Source organism: Candidatus Zixiibacteriota bacterium, assembly GCA_040753875.1.
GTDB lineage: Bacteria > Zixibacteria > MSB-5A5 > GN15 > FEB-12 > DATKJY01.
This window is the reverse complement of sequence record JBFMDV010000027.1, coordinates 24,819-43,430: the sequence shown is the minus strand read 5'-3', so window position 1 is coordinate 43,430 and position 18,612 is coordinate 24,819. Positions and strand designations below refer to the sequence as shown.

14 protein-coding genes are annotated in these 18,612 nt (G+C 56.7%); 6 read left to right on the top strand and 8 right to left on the bottom strand.

Features of this window, described 5'->3' with window-relative positions:
• Positions 1 to 3: 3 nt before the first annotated feature.
• The 3 genes from hisC to hppD are packed head-to-tail and all read right to left on the bottom strand — an operon-like array spanning position 4 to position 3,534.
• Entirely contained in the window at positions 4 to 1,140 is a 1,137-nt protein-coding gene (gene hisC / locus AB1644_10745) for a histidinol-phosphate transaminase (protein MEW6051525.1), read from the bottom strand.
• Positions 1,141 to 1,192: 52 nt separating this feature from the next.
• Positions 1,193 to 2,359 (bottom strand): homogentisate 1,2-dioxygenase, encoded by a 1,167-nt coding sequence (locus AB1644_10740; GenBank protein MEW6051524.1) that lies wholly within the window; start codon positions 2,357 to 2,359, stop codon positions 1,193 to 1,195.
• 35 nt (positions 2,360 to 2,394) lie between these two features.
• Positions 2,395 to 3,534 (bottom strand): 4-hydroxyphenylpyruvate dioxygenase, encoded by a 1,140-nt coding sequence (hppD, locus tag AB1644_10735; protein MEW6051523.1) that lies wholly within the window; start codon positions 3,532 to 3,534, stop codon positions 2,395 to 2,397.
• Positions 3,535 to 3,891: 357 nt separating this feature from the next.
• Between hppD and AB1644_10730 the strand changes: the two genes are divergently transcribed.
• Positions 3,892 to 5,661, top strand: coding sequence for an aromatic amino acid hydroxylase (locus AB1644_10730; protein MEW6051522.1), 1,770 nt, complete (start codon positions 3,892 to 3,894; stop codon positions 5,659 to 5,661).
• A 150-nt stretch (positions 5,662 to 5,811) separates the two neighbouring features.
• Here AB1644_10730 and AB1644_10725 read toward each other — a convergent pair whose 3' ends face one another.
• On the bottom strand, positions 5,812 to 9,096 hold the full coding sequence (locus AB1644_10725) for an amidohydrolase family protein (protein MEW6051521.1): 3,285 nt from the start codon (positions 9,094 to 9,096) through the stop codon (positions 5,812 to 5,814).
• Between the two features lie 198 nt (positions 9,097 to 9,294).
• Between AB1644_10725 and AB1644_10720 the strand changes: the two genes are divergently transcribed.
• The 3 genes from AB1644_10720 to AB1644_10710 all read left to right on the top strand — a co-directional run bounded on the left by AB1644_10720 (position 9,295) and on the right by AB1644_10710 (position 11,382).
• On the top strand, positions 9,295 to 9,879 hold the full coding sequence (locus AB1644_10720; GenBank protein MEW6051520.1) for a DUF899 family protein: 585 nt from the start codon (positions 9,295 to 9,297) through the stop codon (positions 9,877 to 9,879).
• A gap of 214 nt (positions 9,880 to 10,093) precedes the next feature.
• The gene (locus AB1644_10715; GenBank protein ID MEW6051519.1) at positions 10,094 to 10,849 is read left to right on the top strand and encodes a toxin-antitoxin system YwqK family antitoxin; all 756 of its coding nucleotides are present in this window, start codon (positions 10,094 to 10,096) and stop codon (positions 10,847 to 10,849) included.
• A 140-nt stretch (positions 10,850 to 10,989) separates the two neighbouring features.
• On the top strand, positions 10,990 to 11,382 hold the full coding sequence (locus AB1644_10710) for a hypothetical protein (protein MEW6051518.1): 393 nt from the start codon (positions 10,990 to 10,992) through the stop codon (positions 11,380 to 11,382).
• 241 nt (positions 11,383 to 11,623) lie between these two features.
• Here AB1644_10710 and epsC read toward each other — a convergent pair whose 3' ends face one another.
• Both epsC and cysK read right to left on the bottom strand, forming a co-directional pair.
• Complete coding sequence (epsC, locus tag AB1644_10705) at positions 11,624 to 12,184, bottom strand: serine O-acetyltransferase EpsC (protein ID MEW6051517.1); 561 nt, start codon at positions 12,182 to 12,184, stop codon at positions 11,624 to 11,626.
• Between the two features lie 38 nt (positions 12,185 to 12,222).
• Positions 12,223 to 13,137 (bottom strand): cysteine synthase A, encoded by a 915-nt coding sequence (gene cysK / locus AB1644_10700; protein ID MEW6051516.1) that lies wholly within the window; start codon positions 13,135 to 13,137, stop codon positions 12,223 to 12,225.
• A 152-nt stretch (positions 13,138 to 13,289) separates the two neighbouring features.
• On the opposite strand from cysK, the gene AB1644_10695 reads away from it, so the two are divergent.
• Positions 13,290 to 14,423: an SPFH domain-containing protein gene (locus AB1644_10695; protein MEW6051515.1), complete on the top strand. Its 1,134-nt coding sequence runs from the start codon at positions 13,290 to 13,292 to the stop codon at positions 14,421 to 14,423.
• The gene (locus AB1644_10690) at positions 14,398 to 15,849 is read left to right on the top strand and encodes a hypothetical protein (protein ID MEW6051514.1); all 1,452 of its coding nucleotides are present in this window, start codon (positions 14,398 to 14,400) and stop codon (positions 15,847 to 15,849) included. Before AB1644_10695 ends, AB1644_10690 begins: the two co-directional genes overlap by 26 nt.
• 6 nt (positions 15,850 to 15,855) lie before the next feature.
• Here the strand turns inward: AB1644_10690 and AB1644_10685 are convergent, their stop codons facing one another.
• Together AB1644_10685 and AB1644_10680 are read right to left on the bottom strand one after the other, a co-directional pair.
• Positions 15,856 to 17,061 carry a DUF5666 domain-containing protein gene (locus AB1644_10685; protein ID MEW6051513.1) on the bottom strand — a complete coding sequence of 402 codons (1,206 nt, stop codon included), beginning with the start codon at positions 17,059 to 17,061 and terminating at the stop codon, positions 15,856 to 15,858.
• Between the two features lie 155 nt (positions 17,062 to 17,216).
• Positions 17,217 to 18,611 (bottom strand): S8 family serine peptidase, encoded by a 1,395-nt coding sequence (locus tag AB1644_10680; GenBank protein ID MEW6051512.1) that lies wholly within the window; start codon positions 18,609 to 18,611, stop codon positions 17,217 to 17,219.
• Position 18,612 lies beyond the last annotated feature (1 nt).

The window sequence follows — 18,612 nt, the reverse complement described above, 5'->3', positions numbered from 1 at the left end:
CGCTCACCCTTTGTTCGTGTTCGGCAAGCGGCCGTGCTCGCGGCCATGAAGCTGCGCGTATACTTCTTCGATCACCGCAAGTGCAAAAGAGATTTCTTCATTGGTGCCGGAGTTTATCCTGATGCCATTGGGAATGCCGAACGACCTGACGTGACGCAGTATCAGACCGCGCTCAAGACAGGCCGCATTGAAATCCATGGCGAACTGCTCCGTGGGCATGAGCATAAGGATGAAGTTGGCATCGGAATGCACCTGCTGTATTCCCAGTTCCGCCAGTCGAAATGACATCCTGGCCAGGTTTCTCTCATTAAGCACAACGACCTTGCGGATAAATTCGTCATCTGTCAGCGCAGCGATGCCGGCACACTGGGCGATATAATTCGGTTCGAACGGCAGTTTGACCTTGTAGAGTTCACGAATGAGATACTCAGCGCCGACTGCAAAGCCAAGCCGAAGGCCGGCCAGGCCGTAGTCCTTAGAGAAGGTTCGGGCGACGATCAAGTTTTCGTGATTCAAAGTCAGCCCTCTGGGATATTCAGGGTTGGTGGCCGCATAGCTGTAATAGGCTTCGTCCAACACTACCAGGATGTCCGCCGGCACTCTAGTCATGAACTGCGAGAACTCCGCGGCGGTGACGATTGTGCCGGTCGGATTGTTGGGGTTGGCAATGTAGATAATCCGGGTATGCGGCGAAATGGCATCCAGTATGGCGTCTAGATCATAGTGGTACTGGCGTAGTGGTACCTGACAAAGGCGGCGGCGGTGTTTGTTCGTGTTGACGTAAATGCCGATGAAGGTCCCCTCCGACGTCAGTACCTCATCGCCATCCTCGGAAAACGCCTTGATGATGTACCCTAACAGCGCGTCGACGCCTGAAGCACAGACGATCTGCTGGGGCGGTTTGTGATGCTTGACGGCAAGTGCATGCACTAGGTCGTAGCTGCCCGGATCGACATAACGATGGCTTTCCAGAAGCGCCAGGCGGGCCGCCTCGAGCGCCTTTGGCGAGGGGCCAAGTGGGTTTTCGTTGGAAGCAAGTTTGACGATTCGGGAGAGATTTTTCTCCCGCGCCAGTTCGGCAATCGGTTTGCCGGCTACGTACGGTTGAAGCGATTGAATATGTGGGGGGATTCTAATCATAACGCGAGTTTCCGGACAGTCGCATTATTGTCCTCGGTAGAAAGTGGGTGGTTTACCCCTTCGGCAGCCAGGACTGGGTATACCGCTCATCGAGCGTCTCCCGAACATTCAGGGTCGGCCTGAGGGGCATGAACGTATCGATCATAACGGCGTATTCGTTTGTCTCTTTGGCGCCCAGCGACGCCTCGGTCTTTCCCGGCTGAGGACCGTGCGGCATGCCCGACGGATGCAGCGTGACCGAGCCTTCCTCGATCCCGGAACGCGACATGAAATCTCCTTCGACATAATAGAGCACTTCATCGCTGTCGCAGTTGGAATGCCAGTAGGGGACTGGAATGGCGTTGGGGTCGAAATCGAACGGGCGCGGCACAAAATTGCAGAGAACAAAGTGCTTGGTATTGAACGCCAGGTGCGTCGGCGGCGGCAAATGCAGCTTTCCGACCTTGGGATTGTAATCCTTGATATTCAGCGCATATGGATAGTGATACCCGTCCCACCCAATCACATCGAACGGGTGATGGTGCAGAATATATTCAAAAAAGCGGTTCCCGGCCTTTACGATGAGCTTGAACTCGCCGATCTGATCGAACGGCTCCATGTACTCGGGTACCTTGATATCCCGTTCGCTATATGGCGCGCTCTCTTCAAGCTGACCGTATTCGTTGCGGAAATGATGGGGAATGTCGTAGGCCGTATCCGACTCGACCACGAGCATCTTGTTGTTTTTCCAGGACTCAAACTTGATTTGATACGGGATCCCCTTGGGGATAATCATCTGGTCTCCCTCAACGAACGGAAGGCGACCATACTCGGTCAGGAGGGCGCCTTGGCCATGATGAATGAACACATACTCATCGGCGTACGCATTCTTGAAAAACAGGTCGGTGTCGGCGGACGGATGCGCGGTCGAAATGGCGCAATGCGGATTGGCCAAAAACAGGTTGCGCGAGGTGATGAAATCACCGGCAGATTTCTTCCTGTCGGTGAAGAAGTGGTAATACTGCAGCGGGGCATCCGGCCAGTCTACCGGTTTGTGGAGCGGCACCTCGCGCACCTTGTGCACGGAGGTCGGCATGTGAATGTGGTACTTGTTCGAGTAGACGCCGGAGAAGCCGAGCGTGGAGTACAGTTCTTCGCGGTATAGCGACTTGCCGTCCGGTTTGTAGAATTGCGTATGTCGCTTGGCCGGAATCTTCCCCAGTTTATGATAAAACGGCATGAACCTTCTCCTTCAAATGTGTGCCAGGGATCGGCTCAGCAGGCCGGCAGCCCCGTCTGGTACTCGCGGTCGAGGTTGCCGCGCAGCTTCTGGTCAAGTTCGATCGATTCGAACAGCGCCTGGAAATTCCCTTTGCCAAACCCCTGGCTTCCGCCGTGGCGCTGAATGAATTCGAAGAAGAACGTCGGGCGGTCCCCAATCGGCTTGGTAAACAACTGCAGCAGGTAGCCGTTCCCCTCGATATCGCAGAGTATCCCGTGTTTCTGGAGGTCATCCACACTCTCTTCGATCTTCAAGTCGCCTCGTTTCCGCAGAGCATCGTAGTACGTGTCGGGCACATACAGAAACTCCACGCCGTTGGCGCGAAGGGCCGCGATGGACTGGACGATATTGTCCGTGGCGATGGCGATATGCTGTACGCCGGAGCCCTGGTACTGTTCGATGTATTCCTCGATCTGCGATTTTTTCAGGCCTTGAAACGGTTCGTTAATCGGGTTACGAATCTGACTGTCTGAGCTGCGCACAACCTTAGAAAGAAGTGCCGAGTACCTGGTGCCGATATCGCCGGCCTTGAAATCGACAAAAGTCTCGAACCCCATCGTCTTGTTGAAATACTCGGCCCAGAGGTTCATCTCGTTTTCGCGGACATTCCCGACAATGTGGTCAATGCCAACAATCCCGGTCTCCTGGCACGTTAACTCGATCTTCTGGATCGGGCTGCAGAATCCGGGTCGGAAAATATAGTCGTAATGGTCCCGGTTAATATACATGAGTTCCGTGTCATCATAGAGCCGGATAGCGGCCTCCTCGACATACCCGTGGTGATCCTCGATGCGATGTGGTTTGGTCACCATGACGGCGCCGTGCTGCGTGGCGTAGCGGAATGCCTGTTCGACACTGTCAACCTCGATCGCCCAGCGCTTGACACCATCGCCGTGGCGGGATACGAACCCCTGAATGTCGTAGGTGCCCGGCTGCAGCGGCGAGGTAATGACGAATTTGAGTTTGTTCTTGGTGAGCAAGAACGAGATGCGGTCCCGCACACCGGTCTCCGGTCCCTGATAACCGGTCATTTCCAGGCCAAGGGCCTTGGCGAACCAATAGGCCGAAAGCTTGGCCGAGCCCACATAGAACTCTACGAAGTCGTATCCCCTGATTCCGATCACATCCGCCATACCAAAAATTCCTGTTATGTACGGTCGTTGCCGCCCATTATCGCACCGTCGCACCGCCGGTTTCACCGACAGACAACGCGCTCCAACATAGCGGCCAACCGGTTTCGAATCAAGCCCTTTCTGGCCCGCTCATAGACCGACAAACTCCTTGATCGCCAATCCGCAGCCGGTACTCTTTCAACCGGCGTCCGCGCGGACTGGTTCCGAGTCACCCGGCCAACAAACTCTTGTCCACCCGGCGAACCGTATTTATATTAGACTTGTTTAGTATATGTTGACAACGCGCCTCCGCTGCCGGAATCGCGGCGCGGCAGGCAGGTCATCATTTCCGATCCGGTGCACAAGGAGAACGGTGTCATGCCTAACACGCAGTCGGCCACCATGGCGGCATTTCGAACCAACAACCCCCAGGTGGGCAGACTTCCGAATCATCTTCGGCAGTTCGCCGTCGACCAGCGGTTCAATGACTACACCCCGGTCGACCACGCCGTCTGGCGCTACATCATGAAACAGGCGGTACATATCCTCAAAGAAAACGCCCACCGCGTTTACTTCACCGGCCTGCTCAATACGGGCATCAACCTGGAAGCGATTCCGCGAATCGAGGACATGAACGACATACTCGGCAAGATCGGCTGGGGAGCGGTGGCGGTCGATGGGTTCATCCCGCCGGCCGCGTTCATGGAGTTCCAGGCGTACAAAGTGCTCGTCATTGCCTGTGACATGCGGCAGATTCATCATATCGAGTATACTCCGGCCCCGGACATCGTGCACGAAGCAGCCGGGCATGCGCCGATTATTGTCGATGGCGAGTATGCCGCGTACCTGAAACGGTTCGGCGAGGTCGGGACCAAGGCGATGTCCTCAAAGAAGGACTTCGAACTGTACCAGGCAATCCGCCATCTCTCGATTCTCAAAGAAGCGCCGGACACCGACCCGAAGGAGGTCGACCGGGCGATGAACGATGTGCTGGAGCGCCAGGCGAACCTGGGAGAACCATCTGAGATGGCTCGATTGAGCCGATTACACTGGTGGACCGTGGAGTATGGCCTTATCGGCTCGATGGAGAACCCAAAGATCTATGGGGCCGGGCTCTTGTCGTCGATTGGTGAAGCGGTGTCCTGCCTTGAAGAGAACGTGAAGAAAATTCCGTATACGATCGATGCCGCCAATTATGCGTTCGATATCACTACCAAACAGCCGCAACTGTTCGTGACGCCGGATTTCAACCATCTCAATCACGTGCTCGACCAGTTTGTCGCTGCAATGGCGTACACCGTTGGTGGGACCGAGGGCCTAAATAAGGCGATCGAATGCGCCAATGTCTGCAGTTGCCAGTTTTCATCGGGGCTACAACTGACCGGGCGATTCACCGAGATTATTCCGGGGAAAACTGGTCAGCCGGTCTATCTGAAAACCACCGGGCCGTCGGCGCTCGCTTATGACTATAAACAGGTCGATGGTCACGGCAAGGATTATCATGCCGATGGGTTTGGCTCGCCGGTGGGGCGACTGAAAGGCACGAGCATTGCATTGGAGTCGATGACCGACAGCCAGCTTCGAGAGAACGGGATCGAGACGGGTAAAGATATCACGCTCAGTTTTGATGGCGGCGTTGTTGTCAAAGGGCATCTTGACCGGATCGAGCGCCGGAACGGCAAGGTCATTCTCTTGATCATCAGCAATTGCAGAGTGACCTTTGGCGACCGCGTGCTGTACAAGCCGGACTGGGGGACGTTCGATATGGCGGTAGGGGAGAAAATCGTGTCGGTGTTCTCAGGTGCCGCAGACAAAGATGCCTACGACCAGGTGCCGCTAATTCCTAAGGAACGAACAATCAAGGTTACCTACGACGTGCACGCCAAGCGGCTTCATGCTCTGTATCAGCAGATACGTGACATTCGCGAGCACCGCCGTCCATATGACGAGCTGCCCGGTCTGTGGGCCGACCTGAAAGCGAATCACCCGCACGATTGGCTGGCCTCTATGGAGATTCTGGAGATCCTCTTCAAGAAGAGCCTGTATCCGGAGCTCCGGTTGGAGATCAAGCAAAACCTGGAAGCCAAGGCCCGCACGCACAAGGAACTTACCAAACTCATCGACGACGGGTTGATGTTGATTGTGTAACCGTGCCACCAAGTGATACTGTCGAGTCGCTGTGCCGTCAGGCGTCCCCGCCTGACGGCTTCTGCGAGGCGGATCGCGTGTCGGGCGAGGACGCCCGACACCACACATCCACTTGGTACCCCACCACTTGCGGCGGGACCGACGCCTCAATCACTCCCCAATACACCCGTGCCCCACATCCGTGCCCAGCACGCCGTCGAGATTGGGACCTTCGGGAAGTGGCTTCTTCTCCGGCTCAAGCTGATCCAGCGTCATCGCGTCGTAGAGACGGCCGTTCACCATCACGTACTTGATATTTTCCGATTGCCGAATATCGGTTAGGGGGTCGCCGTCAATCACGATCAGATCGGCCAGTAATCCCGGTTGAATACTGCCAAGCTGCTTATCGAGTCCAATCGCCCGCGCTCCCATCCAGGTGGCGCAGCGCAGTGCTTCGTGATTCGTCATCCCGCCCTGCTGAAGCATCCATGTCTCCCAGTGCGCGCCAAGCCCCTGCAACTGTCCGTGCGCGCCGATCTCTACATTGCCGCCACCGTGCAGCACGTCGGTCGCTGTTTTCGCCAGCGCGAAATGATGGTACTCCTCTTCGGGCGCCATCGGGCGACGGCGCGAGCGCGGGTCGACCACTGAGCGCGGGGTGAAATTCATCAGCCGCTTGTTCTCCCAGACATTGTAATGCTGGTACCAGTAGTTCTCGCCCCATAATCCACCGTAGCCCACGATCAGGGTAGGCGTGTAACCAGTGCCGAATCGGCCCAGCAGACGCAATTCCGGGTCGTACAGAGGCGTTACGGGTACGGGATGTTCCAGCGTGGTGTGGCCATCGAGGAGGTGCGTCATGTTGTAGTACAGGCAGGAACCCCCTTCGGGGACAACTTCTATTCCCAACTCGCGCGCGGCTTTGATCACCATCTGTCGTTGCTCTCGGCGTGGCTGATTATAGCTTTTGACAGAAAAGGCACCCCAGGCAGCGGTCCGCTTGATAGCGCTGACGGCATCCTCATACGAGTTGATCACGGTCTTGAAATCCCCTTCGGCGCCGTACAGAATGGTACCGGTGGAGAAAACGCGCGGCCCAAGCCAGGTTCCCTTCTTGACCAGTTCCGCATTGGCGAACACCATCTGGGAGTTGTTGCTTGGGTCGTGCATGGTGGTGACCCCGAACGCCAGATTCACCAGATACGCCCAGTCCTGTTGCGGGTAGATGTCGCTGTTCGAGGACCAGGGGTGGGCATGAATGTCGACCAGTCCCGGCATTAGAGTCATCCCGCTCACATCGATCACCTTGGCATTCGCCGGAATCGCGATCTTGTCCTTTGTCCCGACCTCAACAATCTTCTGACCTTTGATATGGACGACACCGTTCTCGATAATCGACATATCGTTCATCGGGAGTATCTTCGCGCCTACGAAATACAGATCAGTATTCGGAATGTCGCATGGTTCCTGCCAGCCAAGGTTGACCGAGTCCGGTTTCACCTTAGGTTTATCTTCATCCGCCTTCTTGTCTGCACTATCGCTCGTCGGTGCCTCCGCATATAGCTTGGCTACTTCAACGCTGTACAACTGTGAGCCAAGGCTCCACCGGACTGTTTTGCTTTCAGGTGACCAACTGAGATAGGTGCCGGCATCCGACGACAGGCGTCTCACTGGAAGGCTTTTCATCTCTGGCGCAATGTCGAGTGGTACATTCCCGTGCGGGAACGGCACCACATATGATTGCCAGAGTTCCTCGAACGCCAGCCAATTCTCGTCGGGGGAGAGGCGGAAATCGACCGCCCGCTCCGATGTCACATGCACGCGCCGATCCGAGCCGAGCAGATCCACGCTTATCAGCGCAGATTTCTTCCCTTCGTTTGAAAGCAGATAGACCCGTTGTCCATCTTTGCTGAACACCGGTTGCCTGCCTTCACGCGTGAGGAACCTTGACTCCTTCGTGCCGGCGGCATCGATGATATAGATTCCGGGGTCATCGTCCCAAATCCGTCCGCGGAACCCATCGCCGCCACCTCGATGATAGACTACCCACTGCCCGTCCGGGCTGAATGAGGCGGTTACATAGTGTCCGGGACGATTCACAAGTGCACGTTCCTGTCCATTGTCCAGACGAACCAACTCCACTCTGCCGCCGGTGCGATCGTTCCAGGTAACACAGACCAGCGACTTGCCGTCTGGGCTGAGCGAAGGCGCAAATTCGAAATGGTCGGTCTGTTTGGTAATTCGAGCGCGGGCACCGGTGGCCGGATTGTATTTGTAGAGATATCCAAGCGCCTGGAAGATTACATCTCTGCCGTTAGTTAGAACAGATGGCCACCGGATGACCTTGACTGGAAATGTCTCTCCCGCTACTGTCTGATCGAACCGGATAGCTTTGGCAGGTGTCTGAACTACGTGAGCCTTGAACGGTATCTCGGTCGACTGACCAGTGGCGACATCGACCCGCCAGATTTTCCCTTTGGCTGTGATGACAATGCTTTTGCCATCGGGTGTCCACGAATAGCCTGGGTAGACACCGAAAATCGCCCAGGTCTCCTGCTGGTCCTCATCGAGACCATTCCACAAATGCCGAACTTCGCCGCTCTCCAGATTGTACAGCGCCAGGACCGATTTCGCGCGGACGCGGCGGATAAACGCCATCATTTTCCCGTCAGGGCTGATCTGCGGACGCACCGCGCTGCCGGGGAGGCTGATAATGTCTCGGATCTCGTTGGTCTGCAAGTCAAGACGGCGGACAACATAGATCGTGCCATTGGGGTCTTTATTGTATTCGAAATAGCCGCTTGGCGTCATATCCTCGGACCAGTAGAGGAACTTACCGTCGCGCGAGAAGATTGGTTCGCCGGCATCCTGCTGGTCGTTCTTCCGAGTGGTCAGCCCAACCCCGCCTCCCCCTTCCGGAATCTTGTATAGCCACATCTCACCGGCTCCCATGCTTCGTTCGCTGGTGAAATGCTTCCGTGCGATGATATACTGTCCGTTGGGGTGCCAGTTGGCGTTGTTCAGAAGACGGTAATCTTCTTTGGTGATTTGCGTGCGCTCGGAGCCATCCGTGTGCATGATCCAAATATTGTCCGCGCCGCCGCGGTCGCTGGTGAACGAAATCCATTTCCCGTCCGGGCTGAACCGCGGTTGTGTCTCGTACGGCAAACCGCCGGAAAGCAGCGTAGCATTGCCGCCGGTGATCGGCATGGCGTAGATATCCCCAAGCAGGTCAAACACGATCTTCCGTCCGTCGGGACTGACATCGAGACTTGTCCAGGTCCCCTCGGTGGCGTCAAACTCCAGCGTGTCGCAGGGGACGCCGGGGTTGGTGACATCCCATTTCTTTTCGGCCTTGGCCGTGTCTGGGTCTGCGCCAAGTGCAACCGAGGTTATGAATGTGAGCGGGATCACAAGAATAAACGAAGTCAAACGGAGCAAGGCACGGCAGATCATCGCGACCATCCTTCTGTTGTATTGGGCTGCATGTCAGGCGGCAATATAGAATGGTCGCGCGTCGAGCGAAAGAGGCAAAGCAACTGGCAGATACTTCACGTTAAGGCTGCAAGTTCACATGTGATATCGAGCCTATTGTGTACCAGGCTCATCGATATTAGATTGTCTCATCAAACAGTCATCAGAAGGAGTAACCAAATGGCGCGAACGGCGACCCCCGGCGCGGCGAAAGAAGTCCAGAAGCTCGAAAAAGAGATTCTCAAGACCAAACAGAAACTGACCAAACTCCGCAAGAAGCTCCCCAAAAAGGAAATCTCTGACTACACGTTCAAGACGTGGGAGGGGGCCGATGTCACGTTGTCCAGCCTTTTCGACGAGCGCAACGAGCTGATTGTTGTGCACAACATGGGAAAAGCGTGCCGCTACTGTACGTTGTGGGCCGATGGGTTCAACGGCATCTACTGGCACATGGAAAACCGTTTGCCGTTCGTAGTCGTCTCTCCCGACGACTATCAAACCCAACGGGCGTTCGGCCAGATGCGGGGCTGGAAATTCCGCATGTTCTCGAGCTACGGCACCCGCTTCTTCGCCGACATGGGGTTCGCCTCAAAAGACGAAAGCCCCTGGCCCGGTGTCTCGGCGTTCGTGCGCGATAAGAAGGGGAGAATCTTCCAGGTAGCAAAGACCTACTTCGGCCCAGGTGATGACTTCTGCGCCGTATGGCATTTTCTCGACCTGCTCCCCAAAGGGGCCAACGGCTGGGAGCCACAGTACTCCTACTGATCCTGTCATCATAGTCAGATTTCAGCGGGGCAGAGGTCTCATACCTCTGCCCATTTTCATAGGTATTTCTGTGGTACGGTTGTTCAAAAGTTGGGCAATCGACGAATGTCACGCCGTTAGTACCGACAACCATCGACGACATTCAACTCAAATTTCGGTCCGGCCGATCCGATAATGACAGATACTGACCGAAACAACTCGGGAGATATCTGTCATGAAAAAGACTTTAGTTGCCACCTCGATTTTTCTTATCGCTGCGTTGCTGCTTAGCGCCTGTAGCAGCACATTCCGTCAGAAGCGGGAATATTATCCGGACCACCGTCTGAAAGCCCAATGGATGGAACAAAGCGATTCCACCGGGACGGCTGTCAAACAGGGACAGTTCACCTCATGGTACCCCTCCGGCCAAAAGGAGACCCAGGGAACCTACGAGCAGGGGGTGCGTTCGAGCAGTTGGGTCACCTACTATGAAAACGGCGCCCAGAAGGAAACCTGCCGCTACCTGTCGGGTCAGCTTCACGGGCCGTATGTCGCCCTTTACGAGAATAGCCAGGTGCAGGAAAAGGGAAAGTTCTATCGGGGGAAACCGGATGACCACTGGACGCGCTGGTACGCCAACGGTCAGCGCAAAGAGGAGTGGTTCTGCAATCGTGGGAAAGAACACGGTTCCTGGGTATCCTGGTATCCGAGTGGAGCCAAACAGGAAGAGCGGATGTATCTGCAGGGACTTCCCGAAGGGACCTGGACCATTTGGTATGAATCCGGTCAGAAGCAGCAGCAATCCGCCTACAAGAACGGTCGATTACAGGGTCCCTTTGCCACCTGGCGAGTGAACGGACTTCGCTGGACAGAAGGACAGTACCACGAAGGGGAGAAGGTGGGTGTCTGGACCACCTGGGACGAAAACGGACTGCAAGCCAGGCAGGAATCATTTGCGCAGGGAAAGCCGTTGGGCACCGCCGACAAATGAGCGACCTGTGGTAGCATAATTGCGGCCGGCATGGCCTGATAGTGCCCGGATGCGTATCACGCCCCCGGGCTTGCTTTTTGGACTCAGCAAATCTACTATTCCGCTGTCGGTTACCAACTCAGTCGAAGAGGAATAGCATCATGGTACGAAGCATTCTGGCCGTCGCCGCCGGATATCTTGTCATGGCCGTACTCACCCTCATTTTTTTCGCGGCACTTGGCATTCTTGTGCCGGAGCATTTTGGCGTGGGCATGGACAAGGGAAACCTGTTCCCGCTTCAGCCCTGGCCGCTCGTGATTCTCGGGACCGGCCTGGTGTTTGCGGCAGCCGGCGGAAATGTGACAGTTCTCATAGCCCGGCAGACACCAGGGCAACACATCTACTGGCTGGCGGCCGTGATTGTTGTGATGGGGCTTGTTTCGGCATTCGCTGCGCGGGGAGTTCAGCCCCTATGGTATCAAGTGGCGCTCGTGATTGTAGGAATAATCGGCGTCATGATCGGTGGGGCGTTACGTCGAACACCGCAAAGTTGAACCTATACAGCATACCCCCGGCGAAACCGAGGGTATGTGGTAACAACGAAAGCAATTCACTATCGGAAAGCCGCCCGTTCCGGCAGGCCCCAAAGCTTCGCCGCGATTCAGGTAACTCTCCATCTAAATATCGAGCGATAACTCGATATTGTCAACGTTTTTCTTCGGAGAAATGGCCCAATCTGAACAAGAAGGGCTCTTTTATATGGATATTGTTAGCGATGTTAGGACCGCAGCTCACTTATGCGGCGACATCGATGATCGTCTTGGGCAGTTCTTCGTCGACCTCAACATTGTTCCGCTTGATGATCCTGGCCGGAGTGCCGCCCACCGTGCAGTTTGGCGGGACGTCGCGCATCACCACAAAACTGTTGGCGCCGATCTTGACATTGTCCCCGACCGTGATCGGACCGAGCAGAATGGCGCCGGTGCCGACCAGCACGTTGTTGCCGAGGGTGGGGTGACGCTTGCCGTGATGTTTGCCGGTACCGCCGAGCGTCACGTTGTGAAACAGCACGCAGTTGTTGCCGATCTCGGTGGTTTCACCAATCACCACGCCGGCGCCGTGGTCAACGAAAAAACCCTTGCCGATTTTGGCGCCCGGATGGATCTCCAGACCGGTGAAAAACCGGTTGAACTGGGACAAAAGCCGCGGTATGAACGGGATCCCCAGTTTCCACAGAAAGTGGTTGAACCGATGGAAGGTGATCGCGTGGAACCCCGGATACAGCAGGAACTCGATATTCCGCGCCGCCGGGTCGTTGCGGTAGATCGCTTTGATGTCTTCAAAGAACGCCAGCATATTCCATTATATCGACAGCGTTGGTGTTTGCTTTGATACTACTCGCCGAACAGTTTGGTTGACAGGTATCGTTCGCCGGTATCACAGACAAAGGTCACCACGGTTTTCCCTTTCCCCAGACGGGTGGCCACCCGAAGTCCGGCCCAGACGATCGCTCCGGACGATATCCCGGCGAGAATCCCCTCTTGTTTGGCCAGACCCCTGGCAATGGCGAAGGCATCGTCGTTTTTCACCTGAATGATCTCATCCACCACGCCGGCATCATAGTTTTTAGGGATGAATCCGGCGCCGATTCCCTGAATCGGATGCGGGGAATGTTGACCACCCGAAAGCACCGGCGAGGCCTCAGGTTCGACGGCGATCACGCGGCACCCATACTTCGCTTTCAACACCGCTCCTGCCCCGGTGACAGTTCCCCCTGTACCAACACCCGAGACAAAGGCGTCAAGATGCAGATTCCCAAGATCCTGGATGATTTCCGGTCCCGTAGTCTTTCGGTGAATGGCCGGGTTGGCCGGGTTGTTGAACTGCATCGGCATGAAATACCCCCGCTGGGTAACCAGTTCCTCAGCCACTCGGATTGCCCCTTTCATCCCCTCGGTGCCTGGCGTCAGGATCAGTTCACAGCCAAATTGCTTCACGACCGCCCGGCGCTCCTGGCTCATGGTCTCCGGCATGATAATGACGCACCGGTACCCTTTCGCCGCCGCCACCCAGGCAAGGGCGATTCCGGTGTTGCCGGAGGTCGGCTCGACTATCGTCATGCCCGGCTTCAGTTTTCCGTCCCGTTCCGCCGCTTCGATCATGGCGGCACCGATCCGGTCCTTGACCGAACCGCACGGATTGTAGCTTTCCATCTTGGCGTAAAGGGTAGCAGAGTCCGGTGAAACCAGGCGGTTGAGCCGGATCAAAGGGGTGTGACCAATCGCGTCAACGACACTTTCGAACCTCATCGTGGATCTCCTGAGATAAACGGACTATTTTCCCTATAAGCCCCGTTCGACCCGCCAGGTTCCCGCGGCCGAACCACTATTCAGTGGTCGGCAGACTCTGCCGACAATAGACCTATTGGACTATATAATCGCCTTTTCACTTGGAGAGACCTATGTCACTTCTGATTGAAGTCATTGAATGGATGGACCCCAGCGGCGATGAGATTATTCACCGCCTGCCACAGGAGGGCTCGGCTGATTTTAAGCTGGGCGCCCAGCTTATCGTCCGGGACAGCCAGTTGGCCATTTTCTTCCGCGACGGCCACGCCTGCGATATATTCTCGGTGGGACGGCACACGCTGACCACCCTCAACCTGCCGATCCTGACTCGGCTACTGTCGTTTCCGTTCGCCTTCAATTCGCCGTTCCGGGCTGAGGTTTATTTCATCAACCTCAAGGTGTTCACCAATCTCAAGTGGGGGACCAGAGACCCCGTCACGTTCCGCGATTCCAAATTCGGGCTGGTTCGGCTCCGCGGACACGGCGCCTACACCATGCGGGTCGACAAGCCGAGTTTGTTTTTGAATTCCATAGTTGGCCGCCAGGCGCGGTACTCAACCGAGGATATCCAGGACTATCTGCGTGATGTCATCGTCGCCCGCCTGAACGATCTGCTTGGCGAAAAACTCGATACCGTGCTCGATCTGCCAAAGCAGTATACCGAGTTGGCGAATCAATTCAAAGAGACAATCAGAGTCGAGTTTGAAAAGTACGGATTGTCGCTCGTGGACTTTTACATCTCATCCATCACGCCGCCGGATGAAGTATCCAAAATGATCGACCAGCGTTCCGGTCTCGAGGCCGTCGGGGATCTGGACAAATTCCTCAAGTTCGAGATGGCCAAAGGGCTGGGAACCGCCGGTGGTCCCGCGTCGACCGGGTCCGCCCTCGGCATGGGGGCCGGAGTAGGTGTGATGATGCCGGCCATGCTCTCCAAAGTGTTCGCGCCCGACCAGGTGGAACTGCGCCGCGAGCCGGTGGCGACCGTCACCTGTCCGACCTGCCACACCGACACGCCGGAGCAGTCTCGTTTCTGCTACCGGTGCGGTCACGCCATGGTCGTCCAGAACTTGTGCCCGTCCTGCCGCAAGGAACTTCCCACGGAGGCGAACTTCTGTCTCTTCTGCGGCTACAAGCTGGACACAAAACTGGCATGTCCTCATTGCCAGGCGGAGCTGGTGCCCGGCTCGAAATTCTGCGGCTCGTGTGGAAAGCAGGTCAATGGCGGCGACACCAAGCCAGCATAGAGTCGGCTTCAGCATCGATGTCAGTTGTCCCGGCTGCGGTGGGGAGCTTGAGCTGCAAAGCAATTTCTTTGTGCTCACCTGCCCACATTGCGCGTCAGTGCTTCGCATCATCATGCCCGAAACGCCTCCCGCCTATCTGGTGCGAGCGAAGAAGCCCAAGTCGGAAGTGCGGTTCGTGGTCGACCGGTACTGCCGGGACAACGGTCTGCCGCTGACGAATTCCGGCCTGAGCATCACCGCCGTTCTCTGTCCGTATTGGAAGATCGATGCCGTCATGCTCAAAGTTCGCACCATCACCTACGAAGTGGAGTGCGAAAACGAGGACGAGTTCTCCGATACGGAACCGGAGGAGCGCACACGCACCGACATCAATCTCGTGCCGTACAGTACGACCATAATCGCCTGTGGCTCCGATCCGGCCATTCCGTACTCGCTGGGTATGCGAACGGAGTTCCTCCACATGATTCCGTTCTCACGCGAAAGTTTGCCCGATGGGTTCGTATCGCTTCCCATTACGCAAACATGGTCTGATGCCCTGGCCCGGTCGGAAAAGACTGTGAGCAGTCTCGGCAGACTGGAAGAGGTCAAACCGGGCGGACATGCCACGCGCCTCTTCCGACCACGCGGCTCCATGGTGTACTTCCCCTACTATCTGGTTGAATCACCATCGACCGGCACCGTGCGCCGCTTTGCCGTCGATGCTGTTACCGGCAAAGTGGCCGGTGAAGGACAGGACGAGAGCGATAGACCGAGTCAGTCGCCTGTTGATACTGTCGTCGAGTTCGGCAGCTTATCGGTAATGTTACATCGTTGCGGCAATTGCGGTGTCGACCTTCCCGAGACGCGCTCCTGCGTCTACGCGTGTCACAATTGCGACCGAGTGGAGTTTTTGGAATCGAACGGACTATTGAACCGGGAGCTTGTCGCGGCGACAAACGCAAAACCGGCGAATGACCGGCTGTTCCCATTCTGGGCGTTTCGGCTGACCGACACAAGTGCCGCCGACGTCCGCAGCGTGCTCGGAGGGCTCTACCCGTCCGACCAGTTGGTCATTCCGGCGTTCGCGATGCGTAGCTTTGAGGGCATGTACCGACTGACCAAGCGAGTGACGACGGCTTCGGGCCGCCTGCCGGTCGAGACCATGGACCGTCTGGAGAAAAGTTGTGAGCCGGCCACCATCGGTTTGACCGAGGCGTTGACTCTCGCCGAAGTAGTTATCCAGCGCGACCTGACATCAAAGCAGACGCGCCTCGCATCGGCGCCGGTTGGCATTGCACCGGTGGAAGCGCGTCTTCTGTACGTGCCCTTCAGCGCGGAGAACTACTTCTTCGTCGATACCATTCTGCACGCCATCACGTTCGAACAGGGGGCGTTGGGAAATGCGAAAAAGGGAACGTCCTCACCACGTTCCCTTTCTCAGCAATAGCACCGCTCAGTTGTTGTCGCGATGCATCTTGACTACCTGCAGCGTATCACCTGCCTGCCGGAATCCTTCCACTTCCACCAATTGACCCGCCACGAAATCGAACAGCGTCAGCGACTCATCCATTAACCCTCTCAGATCGGCTCCGGGGGCTACCACGCCGGTCCAGGTCTGGCCGTCGAACGTCACAATCCCGTTCACCGGATCGACCGACGCCAGGTTCGCTTTGAATTCTACCTCCAACCCGTCCCCGGCGGCGCCGTCTTCGAGCTCGATCGCGACAGCGTAGAGCGTCGAGGCATCGATCCGATTGGCATGAATCTCCACGAAATCACCCACTCGCAGATCCGTAAAGGCTATGGGAGTGCGAAGATCTTCATCCTGGAATCCTTCGCCGTCACCGCCGTCAACCGGTTTGCCGGCCGGCGTGCCGCTCGAGTCGATATTCGCTTTCATAAAAATCGAGGTATTGCTGTCGGTCACGATGGTCTCGCTGTGCCCCTCCACCGTGAACGTGCCGGCCGAATAATCGATCGTGGCGATCCTGGCCGTGAACTCGACCTCTGCCCGCATGTCTTCCAGATCCTCGATCTTGACGCGAATACGGCTGAGCAGCACTGAGCCGTCCGCTTGAGTTGTCCCCTTCACTTCGAGTGAGTCACCCACAACGATCTGCCCCAGTTCGATCGGCGTCTCAACTCCCGAGGTCCTCTGCACGATCTCCGCCGACGGCGAAACGTTGTACACTGTGGCATCCCCTACCAGCGCAAGTGTCCGTGCCATGGTGTCCACGGCAGCGACTCGTCCGCGCAGCTCCACTTCCATGCCGGGTCCATCTTCGATTCGAATGCGGACACGGTCGGCCAGAAGACTGCCGCCGTTCATATCGCCATGAACCTCGGCAGAATCTCCCACGTTGATATCAAAGAGGGTGATGGGGGTCTCGATGCCATGCTCGCGGCGAACAAGTTCGGCGTTGTCGGCCACCGTGATGGTCGTCGGGTCGCCGGTCAGAGTCATCGTATGTGCGTTCGGATCTATGCTGGCAACACGACCGTAAATCTCGGTCGAGGTGGCGGATGCAAAAATACCACCGCCGTTAGTGGAACCACCGGAGCCGGCCATCGGCGCGACCGGGCTTTCCCCGGAACAGCCGATAAGGCTGATCAGCAACCCCAGTGAGATGGACCCCATCAGGATTCTGCGAAGGTTCACGGTTTTCATTTGGTCCCTTTCTTTGTGGACTTTGTCGATTCGGTTACTCTTGATTCTGTGAAACAGAGGCGTGCCGAGTGGTATCAGTACAGGCAAAAAGAACCCCGCAGGCTGGCCTGCGAGGAGTCATTTCGCCCTAACACAATGCGGAACGATCAGGGAGCACAGACTGGCACGGAACCGGCGAAGAACAGATAATCGATGAGGTACTGCAGGTCCGAAATGTCCGGCGAGCCGGTACCCGGATCAATGCGGGCGATCATTTGATTGGTGCAGGCCGGACCGTTGAAAAACAGGAAGTCGACCAGGAAAGTCAGATCAGCCAGGTCCGGACCGATCTGGTTCTGGTCCAGGTCACCGCAGACGCTGCTGGTTACCGATTGCACCGCCGCGAGCGGATTGACCATGCCGGTGCCAAGTTTTCCCTCATAAAGTGGATTGATGGAATCGACACTGGTGGCTGTATTGCGCAGCGCATCGCGAACCATCTCCCAGGTGGCCGATGGATTGGACGCATACACCAGCGCGGCAGTCCCGGCCACAAACGGCGCTGCGAAACTGGTGCCGTTCCACCAGGCGTACAGGGTATCCAGAAACGGCGCATACACCATGGTGCCGGGAGCCGCCAGGCTGATATCGCTGCCGTAATTGGAGAATCCGGCCTTGAGGTCGAATGAGTCGAGCGCCGCCACCGACAGCACGTATGAGTCGGATGCCGGATATCGCTGCACCTCCGTGGAGTCGTTGCCGGCAGCGGCAACCACCATAACATTGTGGTCGCGCGCATAGGTGAGTGCCTGGTCGAGTGAGCCGTGCTTGCCGCTCATGACCATACTGAGATTGATCACTTTGCAGCCCTCATCGACGGCGCGGACCACCGCTTCCGCAATCGAGAACCCGTCCCCATTCCCGGTCGTATCGAGCACCCGGTATGCTTTAATCTCAGCCGACGGCGCCACCAGTTTGATAACACCGGCGATGAAAGTCCCGTGACCACTGGCCGAACCGCCCGGCTCATCGGTCGCTACCGCATCGTTGGACACAAAATCGAAGCCTGAAACCACATTTCCGGCCAGAGCCGGGTGAACCAGATTGACACCAACATCTATGACCCCAACCGATACCCCCGTGCCGCTGTTGATCGCCTGGGCAGTCGGCAGTGACAGACGCGTTGATGCCGGCTGAGTCAGAAAATCGCCACGCGCCTGCAGATCGATGAACGGCTGGCTCGACTGAACCGGTTCGGGCGCGGCCAGAATGTAGTTTGCGTCGCAGTATTCCACCTCCGTCTCATACTCCATCTCCAGCGACAGACTCTCGGGGTCCTGCCCTTCAGGTGCCTGTAACAGATAACAGCCCACCCCTGCCAGCGAGTCCACAATGGTCGCCTGATACAGGTTGGTGATGGAGTCGAGTTGGTCTTCCTGCCCTGCCCACAGTTTCAAAACCATCTGGCCCGGCACATAGGGATTGCCGTTGGCCGCAAGTGGTCCCGCGGAAAATAGGAGGAGACCCGGGACAATGAACACGGATATGAAATACTTGCGCATA